We start from the raw sequence: 22,554 nt of genomic DNA, 5'->3' as shown, positions 1-22,554 counted from the left end.
AGGATGAGGGTACGTTGCGCGGCAAGATGCTGATCCTCTCCATGAGGACTTTTCTCATGGTCAATGTGCAGCATCGATCGCGGTACTAAACCCTCATGGTGAGGAGCGTCGCCCTTGCGACGCGTCTCGAACCATGAGGCCACAAATGTTCCGGCGGGCATGAGATCTCACCGCGCCTGTCCGTAGAGCTTTGCTGCATTGTCCGCCGACACCAGTCCGCTCTCGACATCGCTCCGCACCAGCTCTGCGGCCCGCTCCCTGGGATCGCCGATGCCGGCACCGCCGGGTGTCAGCACCACCAGCCGGTCGTCCGGCGGCACGGTCTGGAAACCCTTGCCGCGCAGCTTCTTTCCTGACTTGAGCCCGACATAGCCGGCCTGGCCGTTGTGGCCGCCGTCGCGGCCGCGCGGCGGGTGATCGATGCGGTCGAAGGCGGCGAGGATGTCGAACGGCGCATCGACGCCGCTGCCGACCTCGATGATCTGGCCGAGGCCGCCGCGGGTGCGGCCGGCGCCGCCGGAATCCGGCCGCAGCTCCTTGCGCCAGAAGATCAGCGGCGTCTGCGTCTCCGCGATCTCGACCGGCGTGCCGCGCACGCCGGAGGGGTACGCGGTCGCCGACAGCCCGTCCTTGTCGAAGCGGGCACCGGTGCCGCCATTGCTCGTCACCGCCATCGAGAATCCGTAATTGCCGCCAGCGCCGGAGCGGGTCTGGCCGCGCACATTGAGATTCCACAGGCAGGAGGTGCCTTCGGCAGGCACGCGCTCCGGGATGATCTGGCGCAGGCAGCCGAACACCACGTCGGGCAGCATCTGGCCGATGACATGGCGCGAGGCGACCGGCGCGGGCTTCGGCGCATTGAGGATCGCGCCCGATGGCGCTGACACAGTGAGCGGCGACAGCGAGCCGGCATTGTTGGGGATCGCGGAGGCGACGACGCAGCCGAGCCCGAACACGGTGTAGGCCGTGGTGTAGGACAGCGGCACGTTGATGCCGAATTTCGAGGCCTTCGACGTGCCGTCGAAATCGACGTGGATGCCGTCGTCCGAGATCGTCAGCGCTGCCTTCAAAGTCACCGGCGCGTCGTAGCCGTCGACGACCATCTCGTTGCGCCAGGTGCCCTTGGGCAGCTTGGCAATCTCGGCCAGGACGGCCTCGCGCGAGCGGTCGCAGATGTAGTCGCCGAGCTCATCGAGCGAGGCAATGCCGAACTCGGTCATCATCTCGACCAGGCGCTGGCAGCCGACATCGTTGCAGGCGGCGAGCGAGTAGGTGTCGCCCTCGGTGTCCACCGGCAGGCGTGTATTCGCTCTGATCATCGCCATCAGCGTCTCGTTGACGACGCCCTGGTCGATCAGCTTCAGCATCGGGATGTACAGTCCTTCCATGAATACGTCGGTGCCATCGGGGCCGAAGCCGATGCCGCCGATGTCCATCAGATGGCTGGTGCAGGAGAACAGCGCGACCGGCTCGCCGTCCTTGAAGCAGGGCGTGGTGACGACGAAGTCGTTGAGATGGCCGGTGCCCATCCAGGGATCGTTGGTGATGTAGGCATCGCCCGGCTTCATCGTCGCAATCGGGAAATGCGTGATGAAGTGCTTCACCGACTCGGCCATCGAGTTGACGTGACCGGGGGTGCCGGTGACGGCCTGCGCCAGCATGCGGCCCTTCAGGTCGAACACGCCGGCGGAGAGGTCGCCGCATTCGCGCACGATCGGGCTGAAGGCGGTGCGCAGCAGCACCTGGGCCTGCTCCTCGACCACGGCGATCAGCCGGTGCCACATGATCTGCAGGTCGATCAGGCTCGTCGCTTGGAACTGGCTCATCTCAGGCCGCCTTCCGTTCCATGACGATGCTGCCCGCACCGTCGATATGTGCGTCAAAACTGTTGGAGATGAAGGTCGAGGTTTCGTCCTCGGCGATCACGGCCGGTCCCGCGATGACGGCGCCCGGCATCATCTGCTCGCGGCGATACAGCGGGATGTCGACGAAGCGGCCGGCGCGGCCGTCGAAGAATTTGCGATGGCCGGCGGCTTGCCCCGCGGGCTTGCGCTGCACCTCGGCGACAGCAGGCGGTTGGTGCGCGTCCGTGGTCGCGAGCACAGACCAGCTCAGCACCTCGATCGCTGCACCGGGGATCGGGCGCTCGAACAAGGCGGCATAGCCCGCCTCGAACGAGGCGCGCAGTGCTGGCAGGTCGTGCGCGGTGAGCGGGCGGTTCGGCAGCTCGACATTGATCTCGTGACCCTGGCCGACATAGCGCATGAAGGCGGCGCGGCGCTCGCGCACCGCAGCTCCAGCCGCACCCGGCTCGACCAGCGCACGCGCCTCGTCCGCCATCTCCTGCAGCAGGCTGGAGACGAGCGCCGTATCGAAATCATCGAGCCGGGCATGGCGGCTGCGCACCAGCTCGTAGGCGATGGGCGCGGCGAGGAAACCAACCGCCGAGCCGACGCCGGCGTTGGACGGCACGATCACCCTGGCGACGCCGATCTTCTCGGCGACGCGGGCGGCGTGCAGCGGCGCGGCGCCGCCGAACGCGATCAGCGTGTGCTGGCCAATCACGGCGCCGCGCTCGACGGCGTGGACGCGCGCCGCGCTCGCCATGTTCTCGCAAACGACTTCATGCACCGCATAAGCCGCGGTCTCGGCATCGAGGCCGAGCGGCGCGCCGACGTCGCGGAGCAGGGCCTGTCTCGACAGCTCGGGATCGAGCTTGATGGTGCCGCCGGCGAACGCATCGGGATCGATCATGCCGAGTGCGACGTCGGAATCGGTCACGGCAGGACGCTGGCCGCCGCGGCCGTAGCACGCAGGACCGGGCTCGGAGGAGGTGCTCTCCGGGCCGACGGTGACGCGCTTCATTGCGTCGATCCGCGCGATCGAGCCGCCGCCGGCGCCGATCTCGACCATCTCGATGACGGGGATGCGCACCGGCAGGCCCGAGCCTTTGAGGAAGCGCGCGGCGCGATCGACCTCGAACACGCGCGAGCTCTCCGGCTCGAAATTCTCGATCAGGCAGATCTTCGCGGTGGTGCCGCCCATGTCGAACGACAGCACCTTGCGCTCGCCGAGCCGTGCGGCGATCTGGCCGGCGAAGATCGCGCCGCCCGCCGGGCCGGATTCCACGAGGCGCACCGGAAAGCGCCGCGCGGTCGCGATCGAGGTGACGCCTCCGCCCGACGTGACGAGATAGATCGCGCCGCGGAACTGCTCGACTTGCAGCGCCTGCTCCATGCGGGCGAGATAGCTGTCCATCAGCGGCTGCACATAGGCGTTGGCGACCGCGGTCGACGTCCGCTCGTATTCCCGGATTTCGGGACAGACCGCCGAGGAAAGCGTGATCGAAACGCCCGGCATGTCCTCGGCCAGGATCTCTGCGGCGCGGCGCTCATGCGCGGGATTGGCATAGGCGTGGAGGAAGGCGATGGCGATGCTGGCGACATCGAGCGTGCGCAGTTGCGGCACCAGCGCACGCACCGCCGCTTCGTCGAGCGGCAGCCTGACGTCTCCGTGGGCATCGACGCGCTCGGGCACGGTGAAGCGCAGGGAGCGCGGCACCAGCGGTTTCGGCTTGTCGATCGAGAGATCGTACTGGTCGTAGCGGCTCTCGGTTCCAATATCCAGAACATCGCGAAAGCCGGAAGTGGCGATCAGCGCGGTCTTGGCGCCGCGGCGCTCGATGATGGCGTTGGTCGCGAGCGTGGTGCCGTGAATGAAGACGTCAATGTCGCTGATGCGAGCCTTCGCGTCGGCAAGAATGAGGCTGACGCCGTCGAGCACGGCCTGCTCGGGCTGCGCCGGCGTGGTCAGCAGCTTGCGTGTCCGGCGCTGACAGCCGATGTCGAGAACGATATCGGTGAACGTGCCTCCGATATCGACGGCCAGCCGGACTTCGGCTCCTTCAAGCATTCGATGGTCTCCGCAAGCGACGAATTGATGTGCGAGTTCAGCAATTCCTATGCCATTGCGCCAGCGGAGATGCAGCTTGCTGCTCTGCGTTTGGTGCGGTGCGGATTTGAGGTCGCGGTGCGATGGGCGCGCAACCTTGCTGATCGTGGGGCGGTTGTTTGCTAGCAGCATTGAATACGACGCCGCGTTCAGTGCTGCTCACATGCTCCGCTGTCGTCCCGGCGAAAGCCGGCACCCATAACCCCAGGGAGCGGTTTGGGGCAGGCCGATCGTTTGACACCCTCCACATCATATCCGCCGTGGAGTATGGGTCCCGGATCGGCGCCGCGTCGCGCTGACGCGCGCCGTGGCTTGTCCGGGACGACAGCGGAGATCGGAGCGCGTGGGGAGCATCTCGAAGACGTGCGTTCGCATTCCCGCGGCATGAGCAGCCCGAGTTCTGCGGCCTGTTTACCCTCTGCAAAACGAGAGGGTGCAGGGAATGCCGGGTGAAGGCCTCACCCATGGCCCGCCTGCGAAAAAAAATGCAGGCGGCAGGTACCACAGGCAAAGCCGATCAACCGGCATTCCCTGCGCGATGTCTTCACGCTTATACGCAGTCTCCCTGGTGCGCCGAGCGTGTTGGCCACCATGATCCGCGCGGCGCCTCGAGCGCCGTCGCGAACGTAACACCAGCATCGGGGTGTCAGGACGCTGCGACTTCGCGTCCGCAATCATGCCAGTCGTCCGCGCCGAAGGCGCGTCCGGCATGACTGCGGCCACCGCATCCCGCACCCGACGTTCGTGACGACGCGTACGTCCCTCTGCATGGGGCAGGACGACGCGGATCATACATGATTTACGAGAAAACGAAAGCGAAAAATTTCGGTCTTTTCGAAGTAGCCGAGACGGCGGCGCTCAGACGTGATCGCTTTCTCCGACTCGGCGAAGCTCGGCCTTCGGATCCGGTCTCTGCAGGGCCGCATACACGGCGCCCAGCACGACGCTGTACGCCTCGACCATCGCCAGCGAAAACAGCGCCGGGCCGGCGCCCAGCCCGAGCGACGTTGCGAACGGTCCAAGGCCGATGGCGGGAAACAAACCGATTCCGAGCAACACCCAGCCGGCGAGCCCGAGCAGGAAGCCTTTGGCGACGCCGCTGCCGCCGGGCAGGCGGTGGAAGAAGCGGCCGAACAGCAGGCCGATCAGGAAGGCTCCGTTGAGCTGCGACAGCAACCATAGCGGCGCCCCATCGTGCATCGCTCGGGCGAACAGGGGCGAGAGCGTGTCGAGAAGCGCCGAGGCGGGATCGAACTGCGGCAATAGGTGAAGCCGGCTCTTGAGCTCCATCAGGCCGATATGCGCCAGCGTCCCGCAGCCCGATGCGACCGCCGACGTCCATATCCAGCGATAGCTGCGGATCGTTGTCATCTCCTCTATTCGCCATGGCTCGTCCGTGGCTCGTTGATCTCGCTCAAGCATGCGATCTCGCCGCTCGCTTAGTTTGCGCAAACTCATTGGTACGACGTCAAGGAGTTCTGCTATGCGATTAGATCCACGCGCGCTGGTCTTCGCGGCCGCAATCGTCACCGTCACCGCCGCACCGGGCTTTGCCCAGCCGGGCGCGGGCGGGCCAGGGTGGGGCCCGGGCATGATGATGGGGCCCGGGATGATGGGCGGCCGGGGCTTCGGCTTCCTCTGCAATCCCCGCATGGCCGGATTTGCCGAATGGCGGATGTCGCAGATCGAGGCCGCCATCAAGCCGAACGACGCGCAGCGGGCGCGGCTCGATGATCTCAAAGCGGCATCGGCCAAGGCGGCGGAGCTGATCACGAAGGACTGCCCGGCGACGCCGCCGGTCAAGGCGACCGACCGCCTCGCATTGGCGGAGCAGCGCCTCGACACGATGCAGCAGGCGATCAAGATCGTCCGGCCGGCGTTTCAGGCGCTCTACGACTCGCTCGATGACAAGCAGAAGGCGGCCATGGACGCCAGCGGTCCGCGCAACTGGGGCTGGCGTCACTGGCATTGGCCGTGGAGCGACGAGTAGCCGAGATCTGGCGCAGCGGTGGCCATGCGTCTCGCATCTTCCGGGCCGCGCGGCCGTCGACCATCGGTATCGCCCGGCCCGGCTGGGCGCACTGAGCAGGACAGGATTTGACCGTTCACGGCCCTCGTGTTCCGGCGCGGCATGGCGTAAAGCAGCCGGATCGAAACGAGGTTTCCGGTCACTTGTCCTTTCCCACGACGAATCCGCCGCTCGCCCGCGCTCTGGCCGAGCGCAATTATGAGACTCCGACGCCCGTACAGCTCGCCGTGCTTGCGCATGACGCCGTCGACCGTGACCTCCTGGTTTCGGCGCAGACCGGCTCGGGCAAGACCGTGGCCTATGGGCTGGCGCTCGCGAACAACCTGCTGGGCGAGGCCGAGCGGTTCGAGCGGGCCACCGCGCCGCTGGCGCTGATCGTGGCGCCGACGCGCGAGCTTGCCTTGCAGGTCCAGCGCGAGCTCGCATGGCTTTATCAGCACGCGGGCGCGCGCATCGTCTCCTGCGTCGGCGGCATGGATCCGCGCCGCGAGCAGCGCGAGCTGGAGGCAGGGGCCCACATCGTCGTCGGCACCCCCGGGCGGCTGTGCGATCATCTGCGGCGCGGGCGTCTCGACATCTCGGAATTGAAGGCCGTGGTGCTCGACGAGGCCGACGAGATGCTCAATCTCGGCTTTCGCGAGGACCTCGAGTTCATCCTCGAGACCACGCCGGAAACGCGCCGGACGCTGCTGTTCTCGGCGACTTTCCCGCGCGGCATCGTCGCGCTGGCCAAACAGTATCAGGACGACGCCTTCCGGATCGAGGTCGAGGGCGACGAAGGCGGGCATGCCGACATCGAGTACCGCGCCATCCGCATCGCCGCCGACGATGTCGAGCATGCGGTCGTCAACGTGCTGCGCTTCTACGAGTCGCCGAGCGCGATCGTGTTCTGCAACACCCGCGAGAAGGTGCGCCATCTGCAGGCGGCGCTGCTGGAGCGCGGCTTTTCCGTCGTCGCGCTGTCGGGTGAGCTGACCCAGAACGAGCGGACCACGGCGCTGCAGTCGCTGCGCGACGGGCGCGCGCGGGTGTGCGTGGCAACCGACGTCGCAGCACGCGGCATCGATCTCGCGAAGCTCGACCTCGTCGTCCACGCCGAGCTGCCGAATGATCCCGAGGTGATGCAGCATCGCTCGGGTCGCACCGGCCGCGCCGGCCGCAAGGGCGTCAGCGTGCTCCTGGTGCCGCCGGCCCGCCGACGGCGCGCGGAAACGCTGCTGAACCTCGCCGGCATCGAGGCCGCGTGGGGCGCCGCGCCGCAGGCGGATGAGATCCGCAAGCTCGATCAGGAGCGCATGCTCCACGACCAGGTGTTCACCGAGGAGACGACGGCGGAGGATCTGGCGCTCGCGCAGGCGCTGCTGGCGGAGCGGTCGGCCGAGGACATCGCCGCCGCATTGGCGCGGCTCTATCGCGCGCGGCTGCCGTCGCCCGAGGACATTCTCGATCCAGGCCAGGATCGTGGCCGTGCGCGCGAGGATCGCGGTCGCGATACCGTCAGGCCGGCGCGCGGCGAGGAGCGGCCACCGTCGCCCCGAACGAAGACAGGAAAGCCGTCGGCGCGCCACGGCATGGGCGAGCCGAGCGTCTGGTTCCGGGCGGCGATCGGACGCAGGAAGAATGCGGAAGCGCGCTGGCTGCTGCCGATGATCTGCCGCCGCGGCGGCATCGACAAGCACGACATCGGCGCCATCAAGATCCAGGACACGACGACCGAGTTCGAGATCGCCGCGCGCGTCGCCGACGCTTTCACTGCGAACATCCGTCGTCCCGACAAGGAAGACAATATCCGGATCGAGCCGCTGGCGGGCGCGCCCTCGGGGCCGGCGTCGCCGGACAGGCCGCGCGCCGAAAAGCGGCCGCCGCGGCGCGAGGCGGACGAGACGGCCTACCATCCGCTGCAGCGCGATGAGCCGCGCGGGGGCAGGGACGCCAAGCCGCGCGGCAAGCCGCATCGCGAGGGGCCGGCGAAACCCGGCCAACAGCCGGCGTTCGCGAACAAAAAGCAGCATCGCGACAAGTCCAGCCACGGCGGACAGACGTATTCAGACAGACCCTCGCGGGCGAAGGCGCCGGGTGGAAAGAAGGCCAAGGCCAAACGCCGCGGCTGATTGGCCCGGCCCAGGCGGGGGCTGCCGTCGCTCCGCGTTATCGGCAGCTGAGCCACCAGGGAGGAGCCGCGCATGAGCCGGTACGCCGTTCTGTATTTCGCGACGCTGGCCGTGCTGCTCGGCTTCGACATCCCGTTCCTGAGTGTCGTCGCCAGGGGCTTCTTCCAGTCGCAGGTCGGCGAGATGCTGGGCGAGATCCGTCCCGTGCCGGCGGTGCTGTTCTATCTGCTCTATGTCGTGGGCGTGCTCATCTTCGTCAGCGGGACGGCCGACGCGACATGGCGCTCGACCTTGCTCTACGGCGCGCTGTTCGGGCTGTTCTGCTACGCGACCTTCGAGCTGACGTCGCTGGCGATGCTCAAGCAGTGGACCTGGGCGGTGGTGGCGGTCGACATCAGCTGGGGCGTGTTCGTGACTGCGGTGTCGGCGACACTCGGGCTGCTGATCGCGGACTGGGCGACGCCACGGGGCTAGCACGTTCCTGGGTCTGGAAGCCTGGCGACAGAAGCCGTCGCCCGTGGCATAGTGAGCCTATAACTCACGCAATGGGCCTTGCGATGCCGGTACGAAACCGCGTTCTGACGGACGATCAGGAAAAGATCATCCAAGGTCTGGTGGAGTCCGGCCGGTACCAGAACGCGACTGAAGTGCTGCGCGATGGGCTGCGTTTGATCGAGCAGCGCGAGGCCGAAGATGCTGCACGGCTGAACGGCCTGCGCGAGGCCGCGCAGGCCGGTTTTTCTGCGCTCGATCGCGGCGAGTTCAAGGAGTTCACCAGCATGGACGAGCTTCAAGCCTACCTCTACGGCCTCTCGGACAGACTTATCAGCCGCGCCGATTGATCGCCGCGCCCGCACGGGAGCATCTGACGATGGAGGAGACGTGGAGAGTTCGTCTCAGTGCCGTCGCAGAGCTCGACTTCGCGAATATCCTGAAATGGACGGTAGAGAACTTCGGTCGCCGTCAGGCCGAAGTGTACCGGGACACGCTGCTGCGCGCGATCGGAGAACCAGCGTATGGTCCCGATGTTGCGGGATCCAGGGCTCGAGATGAGATCATGCACGGCGTTCGCACACTTCATGTCGCACGACACGGCCGCGCTGGGCGCCATCTGCTGCTCTACCGCGTGGGTGGCCGTGGGATCATCGAGATCGGCCGCATCCTGCATGACCGTATGGACCTGCGGCGGCATTCGCCCTTCCCATCCGAGAAGGGCGAATGAACTGGCCGCTCGAGCACTCACTTCGGCTGCGGCACCACGCGCAGATAGGGCTTGGGCGCCTTCCAGCCGTTCGGATAGATCGTCTTGGCCTCGTCGTCGGACACCGATCCGGCGATGATGACGTCCTCACCCTGCTTCCAGTCGGCGGGGGTGGCGACGCGGTGCTTTGACGTCAGCTGCAGCGAGTCGATGACGCGTAGAATTTCCTGGAAGTTGCGGCCGGTGGTCATCGGGTAGACCAGGATCAGCTTGATCTTCTTGTCGGGTCCGATGATGAAGACGTTGCGGACGGTCTGATTGTCGGCCGCGGTGCGCTTGGACGGATCACCGGAGATCGCCGCCGGCAGCATGTCGTAGAGCTTGGAGACGTTGTAGTCGGTGTCGCCGATCATCGGATAGTTCGGCGCCGCGCCCTGCGTCTCGCGGATGTCCTCCGACCATTTGGCGTGGTTGTCCACCGGGTCGACCGACAGGCCCATCAGCTTGACACCGCGCTTGTCGAACTCCGGCTTCAGCCGCGCCAGCGCGCCGAGCTCGGTGGTGCACACCGGGGTGAAATCCTTCGGATGCGAGAACAAGAGGGCCCAGCTGTCGCCGATCCAGTCGTGGAATTTGATCTTGCCTTCGGTGGTGTCTGCCTCGAAGTCCGGGGCAGTGGAGCCGATCTGGAGAGCCATGGCAGTCCCTTTCAGTACAGGTGGCGGGAATAAATCTTCTAAACACTATAGGAAATGCCGCCGCGGAAGGGAACTGGCTGACGGAAAAGAGAAGATAATTGCTCCAAAGCTCACGCGGCCAACAACTTCTTTTGAGTTTCCGGGCTGCGGCGAAACATCCATGAGACGACCGGTTGCCCAGATTTGGCCATCTGTTGGTCGCAACACGCCGCCCCCTGACGCCCCCTGGCTTTGAACCGTGATCGAGGTCACTGCGGCAAATCGGCAACCGATACAAAAACCCACAGCACCGTTTCGAACCGTTAACCACTCGTTCAGACGCGGGCCGACAAGGTGGGTCAACACAGCAACTGAGAAGAGAACATGGCTACCTCTGCACCAAAAACCATCGGCATCGATGGTCTCGAACCGTCCTCCTGTGAGACCGCTGCTTTCGCGCTCGGCATCGTGCGCGACGGCGTGATCACCGGCGAGGGTCCGACCACCGCGGGACGCGTGCATTTCTCCCGCGTGCTCGATGCCGATGACGCCGCCTGGTGCGCGCGCATCCTCACCGCCGCTGCGGTGAACGATGCCCCGGTGAGCCGTGCCGAAGCCGAGGCCCTGTTCGCGATCGACCAGGCCGCGACCGAACGCAACGATGACGGCCGGTTCGAGGACCTGCTCGCCAAGGCGATTGCGCATCACACCGCCTCCGCATCCGGCCTGCCGGTGCCGCCGCGCAGCGTCGCGCTGGCCGCCGAGACCGACATCGCGAGCTGGGCGCCGGCCAATGCGCGCGGCGTCCGCACCGACGTGCTGGAATGGGTCGCCAAGCAGATGCGCGGCAAGCGCCAGGGCAACCGCGCCCTGAGAGCCATGGTCGCGACGCTCGTCGGCGTCACCGTGCTGCCGCTGGCGCAGCTGCCGTCGATGATCGACATCGGGATGTGAGCGCAGCGCGCCCATCCATGAGAATGAAGCAAGAGCGCGATGATCCCATCGCGCTCTTTTCTTTTCGGCGTATGCGTGGCGTGCGTCGCCTCCTGTAGGCGCAGACCCGCTGCTTGACGAGGCGGACCGGTGGCATTGAAATACTCCGCTGGCGCCGGTGCACCTGCCGTGATCGCGCAGATCGGGGGATATCGTGGAGATCGTGATCCGAAGCCTCGAAGCTTGGCTTTTTGGCTTCGTGTGTGCGCTGCCCTACATCTGGAACAGGCGTTACGTTCCGCGGGTGCTCCTGAGCGCGTTCGCGCCGATCCTGTTCCAACTATGGCTGTTGTGGAATCTCAAGGGAGCCTGGTTCGCGGTCGCGCGGGACTTCGCGTTCTCTGGCGATCTTGTACTGGAAATCTTAGGAGGGATTTGCGCCGCACAGGTGAGGCTTATTCTGGCGCGCTGGGGCTTGCAGACCTCGAACGATCGAGGTCTCATCGGTCGTTTGCGGAGTTTGCACTCGGTGGTGCTAATGCTGCTGTCGCTCGCTGCTGCTGCCCTGGCGACATACCTCATGCTCGAGTGGACATCCGGGTTCGAATGGCAGCCCTACATCGCGATCGTGATTGCGATCATGTCTGTCGTTATTTGTCTGGCGTGGCTCTGTCGGCTCAACACGATCGCGTTTGTCTGGACCGGGGCCGCGGGCGGCTATCTCGGCAGCTTTGTCGCGGCCGTGCATCGCGAATGGGACATCATCACGGCAACTGCGAGTCGCCAGCACTATGACTATGCAATCGAGATGCTCATGATTCCGGAATACTTCCTATTTGCTGCGGCCGGCGCGCTCGCAGCGGGACTGATGATCGGCTTCTCGTTCGTTGCGCTCAGACTGCAGCGCATGCGGACCACGGTAGCTGTCCGTGCGTCTGGCTAGACGAGCGTTTCCTTAGAACCGGCGGTGGTTGCTGGGGTTGAGTTGAGCTCTTGCCGTCTCCACGGCGGTCATGCTCCGCGAAGGCGGAGCATCCAGTAGCCCGCGGCAGAAGATATTGAACCGAGACGTCACGGCGTACTGGATCGTCCGCCTTCGCGGACGATGACAGCGGGGGTCTGCACGTCCATATCAATATGGCCAGGACTTTGGAAATGGTCGTCTAGTGCCAATGCGAATTTGCAAGGCGGAAGGAGCCTTTGACCTAGCAAACAAGAATGCCCCGCTTTCACGGGACATTAAGTCTTTTGGTCTTGGACGGGCGTCACAACGCCGGGCTACTTCGCCGCCGCCTTCTGCTTCGGCGCGTCTTCGTCAAGGCCGACGGTGCGGCCGGGGAAGCCGGCGGCGTCGAAGTAGCGCTGGGTGCCGACGCGCTGCAGCTTCAGCACGGTGCGCAGGCCGCCGGCCGCCGGATCAGACCTGATGACATCGGACGAAGCCTTCGGCGTCGCGCCGTTCGGCATCGCTTCGGTCATCACGCGGCCGATCAATTTGCCTTTGGGCGCGACCTTGAGGTCGAGCAGCCTGGCCGCGGTGATGCCGACATCGGCATTGCTGACGGGCAGGGGATCGACGAAGCCCGCCTTGAAGTCGGGTCCGATGGCCGCCATGAAGCTGTAGGTGTCGCCGCGGCCGAACGAGCCGTGCATGCCCTGGCCCTGGCGCAGCACGGTGTCGGCGACCTCGACCTGGCAGTTGCTCGGCTGATCGCAGCCCGGCGCGACATAGGAGCGGAAGTTGACCACGATCGCCGGATGCGGCGTCACCGCCTTGCCCTGCAGGTTGATCCGCGACAGCGGCAGCGTGCCGGGAATCTCGCCGAGCTTGTCGTCGACGAAGATGCCGGAGACGTAGTCCTGCGCGAGCAGCGCCTTGACGGTGCGGCGGGCGAGCTTCCTGTCGTTGTTGGGCAGATAGATCAGGTCGGAGCCGCCATTGGTGGCGACGACGAGATCGGGCTTGGTTGGATCCTTGCCGAGCACGCCGTTGCCGGCCTTCGGGTGCTTGCCGTCGGGCACCGCCGCGTTCTTGTCGTTCGGATCGAACAGCGGCAGGTCGAGCGCCTTGGCGAGGTCGATCGCCAGGAAGCCCATCGGCAGGAAGTCCTTCGGCGTGTCGTCATAGCTGACCTTGGCCGATGGGCTGGTCTTGCTCTCCTTGGAGATGGTCGAGAAGCCGTGGTCGGCCTGAACCATGATGTTGGTCGAAGCGGCGAGCCCGAGATCGTCGAGCGCCTTGCGCAGCGCCGCCAGATTGTCGTCGGCATTCCTGATGCCGGCCATCGACGTCGGGCCATTGATGCCCGGCGTGATGGTGTTGAGGCTGTCGCCGTGATTGTGCTGGCTGCCGTCCGGGTCGCGCGACCAGAACACCAGAACGAACGGCTTGTTGCGGGCCTTGAACATCGGCAGCACCGCCTTGGTGGCGACGTCGACCATGTAGGCCTGCTGCGCGACGTTGGCCGAGGTCGTGCCCGGCGTCTTGGCGTCGCCCGCCTTTCCGTTGTCGCCGCGCGACGGCGTCGCCAGCGGCAGGCCGGCCTTGGTCATGGCGTCCTTGACCTCGTCGGTGACAGGCACGCCGTTCTTGTTGCCCGTGGAATCGTCGATCACGATCGAGGAGGTCGAGCCGGGCTTGCAAGGGCAGCCGGTGTGGTCGAACAGGTAGGTCGGGCCGACTTTGCCGATCGTGGCGGTCGAATAGCCGGCCTTGCGGGCGAGCTTCAGGATGGTGTCCTCGTTGAGGTAGTCCCCGTTGAAATGCTCGTCGATATCGCCGAGCACGGCGTCGTTCTCGATGAAGGGCACGACGGTGCCGCCGGCCGGCGCCGAGGTGTAGCCCGTGAAGATCGTGTTCGAGAACGTGCCGGTGTCGCCGAGATAGTGGCCCGTCGCCATGGCCGAGCCGTTGGCCATCGTGAAGGTCGGAAACAGCGAGTGCGAATTCTTGAAGTTGACGCCCTTGTCGCGGACGGCGGCCATGGCCGGGGCGGTCTCCGGCGTCACCTTGAGCGCACGCAGGCCGTCGGGAATGAACAGGATGAGGTTATGGGGGGTGGCGTTCTGCGCAGATGCGGCTCCGGACGACAGCAAGGTCAGTCCGGCGCACAGCAGCACGAGCGGGCGGCGCATTGAAAACTCCTGAAGGCAATCGGCGGAATCGCGGCGTCTCGCCGCAGGGAAGAGCTGTAGTTTTGCCGGGTGACAGTTTTGTTACAAGAGGCTCGGAGGGCCGCCGACAGCGCTCCGGGCAGGATTTTCTTGCGGCGGGCTCGTCGGTGGCAGGAACTAGGGTATGGCTTTCTGGTTGTCGGCTCACAATCAACAGGAGCACACCATGCCTGCCGACAAAGACCTCAACGAGCTCTTCCTCGATACCCTCAAGGACATCTACTACGCCGAGAAGCAGATCCTGAAGACGCTGCCGAAAATGGCCAAGGCGGCGCAGTCGGAGAAGCTGGCGACGGCGTTCGAGAAGCACCACGACGAGACCGAAGGCCAGATCGAGCGGCTCGAGCAGATCTTCGAGCTGATCGGCAAGCCCGCCCGCGGCAAGAAGTGCGATGCGATCGAGGGCATCATCGACGAGGGCAAGGAGATCATGGACGAGTACAAGGGGACGCAGGCGCTCGACGCCGGCCTTCTTGCGGCAGCGCAGGCGGTCGAGCACTATGAGATGTCGCGCTATGGCACCCTGAAGGCCTGGGCGCTCAAGCTCAACCTGCCGAAGGCCGCCAAGCTGCTCGACCAGACGCTGAATGAAGAGCGGAAGACCGACGAGACGCTGACCAAGATCGCTGAGACTGCGGTCAACTACGAAGCCGCGGCATGACCATCGGCCGATCGTGATCACAACGCCGCCAGCGTGCCACCAGCGCTGGCGGCGGCGTCACGAGTCGCACCTTCGGGGCCTGGTTGGAGCCTGCCAAGGCGCCGACCTCGATATTCTCCCGCCGGTTGCGCATCTCCTTGCGTTCGGAGGAGGCAGGGGGCTGCAAGTCAGCCGCTGCCTATCGGATGGTCCCGATCCCGGCCAGGATGAGGTCGATGCCGGCAAGAAATTGCGCGCGGTCGTCGTGCTCGCGCAGCTCTGTCGCCACCCGATGCACGAACGGGTACTCCGCGGGATCGAGCTGCGTCCACCGCGTGGCGACCGCTCCGAGGAACGCCGCGCGGTCCGTCTCGCGCGGGAGGAGGCGGGCTTTCGCGGCATTCTGCCCGGCCACGCCAAGGATGTAGTTCAAGAGCGCGGACGCGGAATCGAACAGGGCGCTTTCGGGGACACCGAGCGTCTGGAGCCGTCCGCCGACGCTTTCGACGATCTGCAGCATCGCGGACCGCCACGGTTCACGGAAAAGCTGGGCACCCACCCAGGGGTGGGCGTCGATGGCGTCGAACACCCCGAGGGCAACGGCACGGATCGCCTGTCGCGGCTCTGCATCGCCCACGACGCCGGTCATGACACGGGCAATGACGTCATCGGTGGCCGCTGCGAGCAGATCGCTCTTGTTGGCGACGTGCCAATAAATCGCCCCGCTGCCGGTCGCCAGGCGAGCTGCGAGCGCGCGGAAGGTCAGAGCGCTTTCGCCCTCGGTGTCGAGGATCTCGATCGCGGCCTCGACGATTCTCTCCTTCGAGAGCGCATCCGCGCGCCGTTCCGTCCGTTGTGTTCTGCTCGCCATGACCATCTTGACATGATTGGAACGTTGTTCCAATCAACTTTCATGGAACGACGTTCCAGTCAATTTGAAAGGCAGATGATGACGACACCCGTCACGATCGTCGGCGCGGGCCTCGGTGGCCTTACGCTCGCACGCGTCCTCCATGTCCACGGTATCCCGGCTACGATCTATGAGGCGGAGCCATCTGCCGAGACCCGGGCGCAAGGCGGCCAGCTCGATATTCACGAGCACGACGGGCAACGTGCCCTCGCAGACGCCGGCCTCATCGATGCGTTCCGTGAGATCATCCATGAGGGTGGCGCGGCGTCGCGCGTGCTTGACCGGCATGGCACGGTGCTGCTCGCGCAGCCCGATGACGGCCGACGCCCCGAGGTGCTGCGGGGTGATCTGCGGCGGATTCTTCTCGAGTCCCTGCCAGCTGAGACGATCCAGTGGGGCAAGAAGCTGACCGGCGTGGTGCCCCTTGGCGACCACAGGCACGAGCTGAGGTTCGCGGACGGGGCGAGCGTGGTCACGAGCCTGCTGGTCGGCGCCGACGGCGCCTGGTCGAAGGTCCGGCCCCTGCTGTCGGCCGCCAAGCCAGAATATGTCGGCACGACGTTCGTTGAGACCTACCTGCATGACGCCGACGAGCGGCACACCGCGGCGGCCGAAGCAGTCGGCGGCGGCGCATTGTTCGCGCTCGCTCCGGGACAGGGGATCTGCGCGCACCGTGAGGCAGGACAGGTTCTTCACGCCTACGTCGCGCTGAACCGCTCCGCCGAGTGGATCGCCGGCATCGACTTCATGGACGCTGCCGCCGCGACGGCCCGAATTGCGGCCGAGTTCGACGGATGGGCGCCTGCGCTCACCGCGCTGATCACCGACGGCGAAACCCCGCCGGTCCCGCGCATGATCCACACGCTTCCGAACGACCATCGGTGGGACCGTGTGCCTGGGGTGACGCTTCTCGGTGATGCCGCGCACCTGGCGCCGCCGGCCGGCGAGGGCGCGAACCTGGCGATGTTCGACGGCGCCGAGCTCGGCAAGGCGATCGCCGCCCACCCCGGCGACATCGAAGCGGCACTCGCCATCTACGAAGCAGCGCTATTCCCGCGCAGCTCGTCGGCGGCCGCAGGCGCGCATCAAATCCTCAAGCTCTGCCTCGGCGACAGCGCACCATTCGGGCTCGTCGACTTCTTCAACGGGGCCCTGGAGAGGTAGGGCGGGCTCCCGCCTTCGTCACCGTGCCCACCGCCATCACATCGATGTCAGATCGCTGCGGCCAGCGCCGCGATCAGCGCTGGCGGCGTTGCTACGAGTCCGATCTTGAGAAACTGCCAGGCGGACACCTCGATTTTTTCGCGCCGCAGGGCGGTCAGCCACAGGATGGTGGCGAGCGAGCCGGTCACCGAGATGTTGGGGCCGAGATCGACGCCAATCAAAATCGCGCGGATGACCTCATGCGGCAGGTGGTCGCTGGCGGCGACCGAGCCGGCGACCAGTCCCACCGGAAGATTGTTGGCAATGTTGTCGGCCACCGCAGTGATCAGGCCGGCCGCCCAGGCGGTACCGACAGGCGAGCCGGCCACGCCCTGATGCAGCCAGGCGCTGAGCTGGCCGATCGCTCCGGCGCGATTCAGACCCTCGACCATCACGAACAGGCCGGCGACCAGTGGCAGCACGCCCCAGGACACACCTTTGATGGTTGGCCATGGCGACTGCCGGCTGACGAGCAGGATTGCGGCCGCCGTGACCACGCCACAGACGAAGGTCGGCAGGCCCAGTTGCACGTCGAGCGCCGAGGCGGTCAGCAACACGGCGGCAATCGCCATGATTCCGACCGCGGCGAGCCGACCCTCGCGGCTCAGATGCGGCTTGTCGACATCGGTCCGCAGCGTCTCCTCACGGAGCGCGCGGCGCTGGGTCAGCCACAGCGCGACATAGGTCAGGGCGATCGCGGCCATCGAGGGCAAAGTGAACTGGCGCAGCCATTCGGTCAGATGCGGCATGCGTTCGCCGAACACGACCAGATTGGCCGGATTGGAGATTGGCAGCACGAAGCTCGCGGCATTGGCGATGAAGGCGCAGACGTAGAGATAGGGCAGCGGCGAAGCGCCGGCGGCGCGCGTGGCGGCATAGACGGCCGGCGTCAGCACGATCGCGGTGGCATCGTTGGAGAGCACCACGGTGACCAGGGTACCGACCGCATAGACCAACAGGAACAGGAGTTGCGGCGAGCCGCGCGCATGCTCCACGGCATAGGCCGCGAGATAGTCGAACAAGCCCTCGCGGCGGGCCAGCTCGGCAATCAGCATCATGCCGATCAGGAACAGATAGACGTCGACGCCCTTGCGGATGCCGGTGAGCGCATCAGCGACAGGCAGCAGGCCGAGCGCGACCAACAGGATCGCGCCGGCGACGGCCCACACGGCCTCGGGCAGCCGAAACGGGCGGATGATGACGCCGGCGGTGGCGGGAATGATGATGGCGTAAGCGAGCCAGGTATCTTGCAGGGACATGATCAGGGATCGATAGAGCAAATCATTCGGCGGGGATAGCGGGCGAGGACGCCGCATCCGGATGCGCGGCCTCCGGTCCACCGGTCTCGGGAAGCAGCCGCCAGCATACGATCACGGCGGCCGCGCCGAGGGCCAGGAACGCGGCGCTGTAGCCGCCATGGACGACGACCGGGCCCGCCAGCGCGGTCGACAGCGCCGCGCCAATGCTCTGCGCTGTAATCACGGCGCCCTGAGCAATGTTGAAGCGGCCGGTGCCGCGCATCAGGTCCGCGACGATCACCGGCATGATCGCGCCGAAGATGCCGGCGCCGGGGCGCGCGAAGCGCGCACTACCTACTCAGCGCGGCAGCGGCGCCTTCTCGGCCATCGCCTTGCGCAGGATGCGCGACAGCGACTCCACCGAATAGGGCTTCTTGATCAGCTCGAAGCCGTGATGGGCGTTCTCCGCGAGCACGTGGCTGTAGCCGGATGTCAGCACCACCGGCAGGCCGGGATAGCGGTCGCGGATGATGCCGGCGAGCTCCAGGCCGTTGATGCCGGGCATGATGACGTCGGAGAACACGAGGTCGACCGCGAATTCGTCGTTCGCCAGGATTGCCAGTGCATCGGCGGCATTGGCGACGCGGCGCGTCACATAGCCGAGGTCCTCGAGCAGCTCGGTCGAGAACTGCCCCACCTCGTCATTGTCCTCGACCACGAGCACGCGGTAGCCGCGCCCGATGGTCGCCGGCTCGATGCGCGCGGAGCCGGCTTCCGTGCCGGATTGCGGTGCCGTGGCCTGCGGCAGGTAGATCGTGAAGGTCGCGCCGTGGCCGATGCGGCTGTCGACCGCGATGTCGCCTTCGGACTGCTTGGCGAAGCCGAATGCCTGGCTGAGGCCGAGACCCGTGCCCTTGCCGACCTCCTTGGTGGTGAAGAAGGGTTCGAAGATCGCGTTGAGGTGGTGAGGCGCGATGCCGCCCCCGGTGTCGGCGACCGAAATCGCGATGAAGGCACCGGGCCGGGGGCCCTGGCCACGCAAGGCCGGGATGCTCTCGGTCCGCTGCACGCCGATTTTCAGATGTCCTTCACCATTCATGGCGTCGCGCGCATTGACCGCGAGATTGATCAACGCGGTCTGGAATTGCGCGACGTCGGCGAGGGTGAACAGTCCGCTGTTCGTGACCGCGAGCTCGATCTGGATGCGGCCGCCGACGAGAGGACGGATCAGCTGCACGACGTTTTCGACCTGCTCGCCAACGTTGAACACCTGCGGCGTCAAGGGTTGCCGCCGCGCGAAGGCCAGAAGTTGCGCGGTCAGCTTCGAGGCGCGCTCCACCGTCTCGGAGATCGCGTCGACATAGCGCCGCCGCCGCTCCTCGGGGAGATCGCGGCGGCGCAGGAAGTCGGTGGCCGAGCGGATGATGGTGAGCAGGTTGTTGAAATCGTGCGCGACGCCGCCGGTGAGCTGGCCGATCGCCTCCATCTTCTGCGACTGCCGCAACAGCTCCTCGCCCTGGATGCGCTCGGTGACGTCGACCGCCTCGGCGACCGCGCCGGTGACCACATCATGCTGGTCGAACAGAGGCCGCATCGAAAGCTCGAAATGTCGCTGGCCGCTGGCGAAATCGAGCCGCATCTCGGTCCGAAAGCTCTCGCCGGCGAGAACGCGGGCGAACGCCTTGCGCAGCATCTCGGTCACGCCCGGCGTATGGGTGAACCAGGGCGCATCCCAGAGCGGCTGGCCGATGACGTTCACTTCACCGGCGCGCATGCCGGCGACCGCGATGCGGTTGGCATGCAGCACGCGGCCCTCGACGTCGAGGATGGCCTGATACTGATTGCTGGTGTCGAAGATCGCGCGCATGCGCGCTTCATTGGCCTCGAGTTGGGCGGTGCGCTCCTTGATCCGCTCTTCGAGGGTCTCGTTGATGCGGCGCAGCTCGATCTCGGCCTGCTTGGCGGCCGTGACGTCGTGAGCGACGCCGATGAATCCGACATGTTTGCCGTTCGCGTCCCAGCGCGGCTGCGATTCCGAGCGCAGCCAGCGCCATTCGCCGTCGGCGCGGCGGTAGCGCGCCTCGAGGAAGAACGGCTTCAGCGAGCGCTCTCCCGATTGCTGCTGCTCCAGGATGCGCGGAAGATCCTCGGGATGCAGCACCTTGCGCCAGTCGAAGGCCAGCGTCTCGTCATGGGGCAGGCCGAGGAAATCGACATAGGCGCGATTGACGAAGGAGCGGGTGCGGTCGAGCTTCGTCACCCAGATCGGCACCGGGGCGCTGTCGGCGATCAGCCGGAAGCGCTCCTCGCTCTCGCGCAGCTTGGCCTGCGCCAGCATCTGGTCGGTGACATCGATATGCGCGCCGACCAGGCGGATGGCGCGGCCGTTCCAGTCGCGCTCGATGCGGGCGATGACGCGGACCCACCGGATCTCGCCATCGCTGGGACGGATGATGCGGTATTCGGTGGTGTAGTCCTCCTGCTTGCTCTTGACCGCGGCGATGAACTCCTGCTCGGCCTTGACGCGGTCGTCGGGATGGACGCGCCTGACCCAGTCTTCGTGAGTCTCGTGAACGGCTTCCGGCGGCAGGCCGTGAATGATCAGGTATTCGGGGGAGCGGCGGTTGCGGTAGCCTTCGCGCAGGTCGACCTCGACGCCGCCGACCCGGGCGATCCGCTGGATGCGCGCGAGCTCCGCCTCGCGTTCCTGCAGCGCGCGATAGGCCTCATCGCGATCGCGCGCGATCTCCTCGATATGCTGGCGCAGCGCGTCGGCGGCAGCCTCCGGCCTCACTTCGTCTCTGGGCGCATCCGCGCTGTTCATGCTGACCTGCACTGATGTGGCGAGCAGTCGCCCGAGAATTCCATCGCGGGTGTTCGGAAGCTTGGCGACATTGGGACCAAGGAAAGCAAACTGACCAGAGATTAAGGCGGGCAAACGCCGGCATGACGAGAACGTCGGGGCAGACAAAAAGTTCCGCGCTCCCGGAACGGACTGTTACTGTCGTGCGTCGTCAGGCCCTGAACACCGCAACACGTAGGTCCACGCCGTGAAGCTCTTCGTCTGTCAGGTCTGCACGAACATCCTGTACTTCGAGAATCGGAGCTGCGGGCGCTGTGGCCATCAGCTCGCCTTCATGCCGGAGCGCCAGATCCTGTCGGCGATCGAGCCGGCGGAGGAGGGCTTTCGGACACTCGCCGACCACGGGACGGGGCGCTTCTTCTGCGCCAATGCCGAGCACGACGCCTGCAACTGGCTGCTCGAGACCGGCGAGACCGCAGGCTTCTGCCGCGCCTGCCGGCACAACGGCACCATTCCCAATCTGTCCGATCCCGCGCAGCTCGCGGGATGGCGCGAGCTGGAGGTGGCCAAGCACCGACTGTTCTACTCGCTGATCCGATGGAAGCTCCCTGTGAAGACACGGATCGAGGATCCCGAGCACGGGCTGATCTTCAACTTCCTCGCCGATGACCCCGTCGGCCAGCAGAAGGTCATGACGGGCCACGACAACGGCCTCGTCACCATCGCGCTGGCCGAGGCCGACGATTTCGAGCGCGAGCGACGGCGGCTCGAAATGGACGAGCCGTACCGGACCTTGCTCGGTCATTTCCGCCACGAGGTCGGGCACTATTTCTGGGACGTGCTGGTGCGCGATGCCGGCAGGCTCGAGGAATGCCGGGCCGTGTTCGGCGACGATACCCAGGACTACGGCGAGGCGCTGAGGCGGCATTACGATCAGGGGCCGCCGGCGGATTGGCAGGACAATTTCGTTTCGGCCTACGCCACCACGCATCCGTGGGAGGATTTTGCCGAGACCTGGGCGCACTACCTCCACATCGTCGACACGCTGGAGATGGCCTCCGAGTTCGGCATCGAGATCGATCCGCCCGCCGACCAGATCGGCGGGCTGACGGCGCGCGTCACCTTCGATCCGTATGTCGCGGAGGATTTCGACACCATCGTCAACGCCTGGCTGCCATTCACCTTCGCCATGAACAGCGTCGCCCGGGCGATGGGCGCGCGCGATCTCTATCCGTTCATCCTGACGCCGCCGGTCATCGGCAAGCTCGGCTTCGTCCACCATCTGGTGCGGCAGGGCGCACAGCAGGAGTCTGTCGCTCTGGCTCCCGAAAAGCCACAGGCCGAGCCGCAGCAGGAAGAGATCGGGGCGGCGTGATCCGCCTTGACTCCTTCGAACATAAAGTGAACATGGCGGCGTGACCGGAGCGAGGACCGTCATCGCGCATGCCCAGATCGCAATCCAAGACCGATGCCGCGGACACCGAAGACCTCGCGCTGGACGCCGCCGTGGACCAGGCCATTGCTGCCTGCGGGGGCGATCCGCGGGCGGCCATTCGTGCCCTGATCGTTGCGAACGATTTTCTCGAGACCGAGGTCGGCGAACTGATGAAGGCGGTGTCGCACGCCTATGCCCGCGGACGTTTCCACAGCTATTCCGGCTGACGGCAAGGGACGCAGCTGGCAT

The 22,554-nt window shown here is 66.1% G+C and carries 19 protein-coding genes and 1 pseudogene; 11 read left to right on the top strand and 9 right to left on the bottom strand.

The annotated features are described in order from the left end of the window. Window positions 1–167 precede the first annotated feature (167 nt). From QX132_RS25640 to QX132_RS25630, 3 genes are all read right to left on the bottom strand, one after another. Window positions 168–1,826: a hydantoinase B/oxoprolinase family protein gene (locus tag QX132_RS25640; RefSeq protein WP_315776580.1), complete on the bottom strand. Its 1,659-nt coding sequence runs from the start codon at window positions 1,824–1,826 to the stop codon at window positions 168–170. A 1-nt stretch (window position 1,827) separates the two neighbouring features. Further along, on the bottom strand, window positions 1,828–3,912 hold the full coding sequence (locus QX132_RS25635; protein WP_316163200.1) for a hydantoinase/oxoprolinase family protein: 2,085 nt from the start codon (window positions 3,910–3,912) through the stop codon (window positions 1,828–1,830). A gap of 897 nt (window positions 3,913–4,809) precedes the next feature. Further along, entirely contained in the window at window positions 4,810–5,322 is a 513-nt protein-coding gene (locus QX132_RS25630) for a DUF6789 family protein (protein ID WP_315776578.1), read from the bottom strand. Window positions 5,323–5,434: 112 nt separating this feature from the next. Here QX132_RS25630 and QX132_RS25625 point away from each other — a divergent pair, with 112 nt between their 5' ends. From QX132_RS25625 to QX132_RS25605, 5 genes are all read left to right on the top strand, one after another. Next, the gene (locus QX132_RS25625) at window positions 5,435–5,941 is read left to right on the top strand and encodes a Spy/CpxP family protein refolding chaperone (protein WP_315737670.1); all 507 of its coding nucleotides are present in this window, start codon (window positions 5,435–5,437) and stop codon (window positions 5,939–5,941) included. A gap of 182 nt (window positions 5,942–6,123) precedes the next feature. After that, window positions 6,124–8,091, top strand: coding sequence for a DEAD/DEAH box helicase (locus QX132_RS25620; RefSeq protein ID WP_316163199.1), 1,968 nt, complete (start codon window positions 6,124–6,126; stop codon window positions 8,089–8,091). A 72-nt stretch (window positions 8,092–8,163) separates the two neighbouring features. Then, window positions 8,164–8,565 (top strand): DUF2177 family protein, encoded by a 402-nt coding sequence (locus tag QX132_RS25615; RefSeq protein WP_315717693.1) that lies wholly within the window; start codon window positions 8,164–8,166, stop codon window positions 8,563–8,565. An 83-nt stretch (window positions 8,566–8,648) separates the two neighbouring features. After that, entirely contained in the window at window positions 8,649–8,933 is a 285-nt protein-coding gene (locus QX132_RS25610) for a type II toxin-antitoxin system ParD family antitoxin (protein ID WP_316163239.1), read from the top strand. A 29-nt stretch (window positions 8,934–8,962) separates the two neighbouring features. Continuing rightward, the gene (locus QX132_RS25605; protein ID WP_316163198.1) at window positions 8,963–9,313 is read left to right on the top strand and encodes a type II toxin-antitoxin system RelE/ParE family toxin; all 351 of its coding nucleotides are present in this window, start codon (window positions 8,963–8,965) and stop codon (window positions 9,311–9,313) included. 17 nt (window positions 9,314–9,330) lie between these two features. Here the strand turns inward: QX132_RS25605 and QX132_RS25600 are convergent, their stop codons facing one another. Further along, a complete protein-coding gene (locus QX132_RS25600) occupies window positions 9,331–9,990 on the bottom strand; it encodes a peroxiredoxin (RefSeq protein WP_315737673.1) in 660 nt (219 codons plus the stop codon). Window positions 9,991–10,353: 363 nt separating this feature from the next. Here QX132_RS25600 and QX132_RS25595 point away from each other — a divergent pair, with 363 nt between their 5' ends. Further along, window positions 10,354–10,923, top strand: a complete 570-nt coding sequence (locus QX132_RS25595; RefSeq protein ID WP_316163197.1) for a hypothetical protein — start codon at window positions 10,354–10,356, stop codon at window positions 10,921–10,923. Window positions 10,924–11,116: 193 nt separating this feature from the next. Next, window positions 11,117–11,845: a hypothetical protein gene (locus tag QX132_RS25590; protein WP_316163196.1), complete on the top strand. Its 729-nt coding sequence runs from the start codon at window positions 11,117–11,119 to the stop codon at window positions 11,843–11,845. A 335-nt stretch (window positions 11,846–12,180) separates the two neighbouring features. On the opposite strand, the gene QX132_RS25585 is transcribed toward QX132_RS25590, so the two are convergent. Beyond that, window positions 12,181–14,037 (bottom strand): alkaline phosphatase family protein, encoded by a 1,857-nt coding sequence (locus QX132_RS25585; protein ID WP_316163195.1) that lies wholly within the window; start codon window positions 14,035–14,037, stop codon window positions 12,181–12,183. A 205-nt stretch (window positions 14,038–14,242) separates the two neighbouring features. On the opposite strand from QX132_RS25585, the gene QX132_RS25580 reads away from it, so the two are divergent. Beyond that, window positions 14,243–14,737: a ferritin-like domain-containing protein gene (locus QX132_RS25580; RefSeq protein ID WP_316163194.1), complete on the top strand. Its 495-nt coding sequence runs from the start codon at window positions 14,243–14,245 to the stop codon at window positions 14,735–14,737. A gap of 178 nt (window positions 14,738–14,915) precedes the next feature. Here the strand turns inward: QX132_RS25580 and QX132_RS25575 are convergent, their stop codons facing one another. Further along, the gene (locus QX132_RS25575; protein ID WP_316163193.1) at window positions 14,916–15,620 is read right to left on the bottom strand and encodes a TetR/AcrR family transcriptional regulator; all 705 of its coding nucleotides are present in this window, start codon (window positions 15,618–15,620) and stop codon (window positions 14,916–14,918) included. Window positions 15,621–15,665: 45 nt separating this feature from the next. On the opposite strand from QX132_RS25575, the gene QX132_RS25570 reads away from it, so the two are divergent. Further along, on the top strand, window positions 15,666–16,790 hold the full coding sequence (locus QX132_RS25570; RefSeq protein ID WP_316163238.1) for an NAD(P)/FAD-dependent oxidoreductase: 1,125 nt from the start codon (window positions 15,666–15,668) through the stop codon (window positions 16,788–16,790). A gap of 47 nt (window positions 16,791–16,837) precedes the next feature. On the opposite strand, the gene QX132_RS25565 is transcribed toward QX132_RS25570, so the two are convergent. From QX132_RS25565 to QX132_RS25555, 3 genes and pseudogenes are all read right to left on the bottom strand, one after another. Then, window positions 16,838–18,088, bottom strand: a complete 1,251-nt coding sequence (locus QX132_RS25565) for an arsenic transporter (RefSeq protein ID WP_316163192.1) — start codon at window positions 18,086–18,088, stop codon at window positions 16,838–16,840. A gap of 22 nt (window positions 18,089–18,110) precedes the next feature. After that, window positions 18,111–18,398, bottom strand: a pseudogene (locus tag QX132_RS25560) (MFS transporter); the annotation flags it as partial. Window positions 18,399–18,425: 27 nt separating this feature from the next. Beyond that, window positions 18,426–20,891 (bottom strand): PAS domain-containing protein, encoded by a 2,466-nt coding sequence (locus tag QX132_RS25555; protein ID WP_316163191.1) that lies wholly within the window; start codon window positions 20,889–20,891, stop codon window positions 18,426–18,428. 226 nt (window positions 20,892–21,117) lie between these two features. Here QX132_RS25555 and QX132_RS25550 point away from each other — a divergent pair, with 226 nt between their 5' ends. Both QX132_RS25550 and QX132_RS25545 read left to right on the top strand, forming a co-directional pair. After that, a complete protein-coding gene (locus QX132_RS25550; protein WP_316163190.1) occupies window positions 21,118–22,245 on the top strand; it encodes a putative zinc-binding peptidase in 1,128 nt (375 codons plus the stop codon). A 68-nt stretch (window positions 22,246–22,313) separates the two neighbouring features. Beyond that, entirely contained in the window at window positions 22,314–22,532 is a 219-nt protein-coding gene (locus tag QX132_RS25545) for a hypothetical protein (protein ID WP_315737681.1), read from the top strand. Window positions 22,533–22,554: the final 22 nt, after the last annotated feature.

The sequence above is a fragment of the Bradyrhizobium sp. SZCCHNRI20481 genome (assembly GCF_032485055.1).
In the GTDB taxonomy this organism is placed as follows: Bacteria; Pseudomonadota; Alphaproteobacteria; order Rhizobiales; family Xanthobacteraceae; genus Bradyrhizobium.
The sequence above is the reverse complement of the archived record's forward strand: the minus strand, read 5'-3'. Positions and strand labels throughout refer to the sequence as shown.